The sequence below is a fragment of the Craurococcus roseus genome, from assembly GCF_039523795.1.
Classification (GTDB): Bacteria; Pseudomonadota; Alphaproteobacteria; order Acetobacterales; family Acetobacteraceae; genus Craurococcus; species Craurococcus roseus.
The window spans coordinates 17481-19193 of sequence record NZ_BAAAFZ010000101.1 but is presented as its reverse complement, the minus strand read 5'-3'; the positions used below and the strand labels follow the sequence as shown (position 1 = coordinate 19193).

General features: G+C 78.8%; 2 protein-coding genes. Both read left to right on the top strand.

What is annotated here, in order from left to right; all coding sequences use genetic code 11:
* Positions 1–738 (top strand): ABC transporter permease subunit (locus tag ABD067_RS24575; RefSeq protein ID WP_343898061.1); only part of this gene is annotated, 738 nt, incomplete at its 5' end.
* Entirely contained in the window at positions 735–1664 is a 930-nt protein-coding gene (locus ABD067_RS24570) for an ABC transporter ATP-binding protein (protein ID WP_343898060.1), read from the top strand. The genes ABD067_RS24575 and ABD067_RS24570, both read left to right, overlap by 4 nt.
* Positions 1665–1713 lie beyond the last annotated feature (49 nt).

Genomic DNA, 1713 nt, shown 5'->3' with positions numbered 1-1713 from the left:
CCCGCCGCGGCGCTCGCGGCCGCGGTGGCGCTGCTGTGGCGCGGGGGCGCGCTCGACGCCCTTTCGCTCGCCGCGGAGTACCGGGCGCGGGCCGGCGTCGTCCACGCGGCGGTGCTGCGCCACCTCGCCCTGTCCGCGGCGGCGCTCGGCCTCGCCGCCGCCGCGGCGCTGCCGCTCGGCTGGTGGGCCTTCCGCTCGGGGCGCGCCGAGGCGGCGGTAGGCGGGTTGCTCAACGGCGTGCAGGTGGTGCCGGCCTTGGCGCTGTTCGGGCTGTTGATACCGCTGTTGTCGGCTCTGCTCGGCGCCGCGCCGTGGCTGCGCGCGGCCGGGCTTGAGGCGATCGGGGCGGCGCCGGCGCTCCTCGCCGTGTCCGCCTACGCCGCCTTGCCGCTCTGGCGCGCGGTGGTCGCGGGGCTGGGCGCGGCGGACCCGGCAGCGGTGGCGGCGGCGCGCGCCATGGGCATGGGCGAAGCGCGCATCGCCGCGGAGGTGCGCGTGCCGCTCGGCCTGCCCGTGTTCGCGGGCGGGCTGCGCGTCGCGGCGGTGCAGTGCATCGGCTTGGCGACGCTCGGCGGGCTGGTGGGCGCGGGCGGGCTCGGGGCGGTGGTGTTCGAGGGCATGGCGCAGTTCGCGGCCGACCTGATCCTGCTCGGCGCCTTGCCGATCGTGGCGCTGGCGCTGCTCGCGGACGCGTTGCTGCGCGGGCTGGAAGCACGGGCGGGGAGACGGCGCGCGTGATCGCCTTCGAGGGCGTGTCGGTGGAGTTCGGCGGGGCGCGCGTGCTGCACGGCATCGACCTCCGCGTCCGCGCCGGGGCGCTCTGCGCGCTGGTCGGGCCGTCCGGCTCGGGCAAGTCCACGCTGCTGCGCCTGGTCAACCGCTTGGTCGAGCCGAGCGCGGGCGCCGTGCGCGTGCGCGGGGAGGACGTGGCGGCGCTGGAGCCCACGCGGCTGCGGCGCTCGATCGGCTACGCCATCCAGTCCGTCGGGCTGTTCCCGCACCGGACGGTGGCGCAGAACATCGGCACCGTGCCGCGCCTGCTCGGCTGGGAGCGGGCGCGGATCGCGGCGCGGGTGGAGGAGCTGCTGGCGCTGGTGCGGCTGGACGCCGGCCTGGCCGGGCGCTTCCCGGCGGAGCTGTCCGGCGGGCAGGCGCAGCGGGTGGGCCTCGCCCGCGCCTTGGCCGCCGACCCGGACATCCTGCTGATGGACGAGCCCTTCGGCGCCGTGGACCCCATCGCGCGGCGGGGGTTGCGGGCGGAGCTGCGCCGCATCCACGCCGGGACGGGCAAGACCGTGCTGCTCGTCACCCACGATCCGGGCGAGGCGCTGGAACTGGCGACCGACTTGGCGGTGCTGCGGGGCGGGCGGTTGGTCGCGTCCGGCACGGCGCTGGAGCTGACGGCCGCGCCGGTGGATGGCTTCGTGCGCGAGCTGATGGGCGGCGGCGACCTCGGACTCAGGCGCCTCGGCCTGCTGCCCGTGCGCGCGGCGGCGGACGCCGGGCCGCCGCCGGCCGGCGCGCCCGCCATCGAGGAGGGCGCCTCGCTCCTGGAAGCGCTGTCCCGCATGGTGGAGGCGCGCAGCGGCGTGCTAGCCGTGGTGCGCGGCGGCGCGCCGGCCGGTTCCGTGTCGCTGCGCGGGTTGGTGGAGCGCCCCCCGTGATCCTGCCGCACGCCGCCCGGCCGGAGGCGCTCGGGCTCGCGCTCGCCGC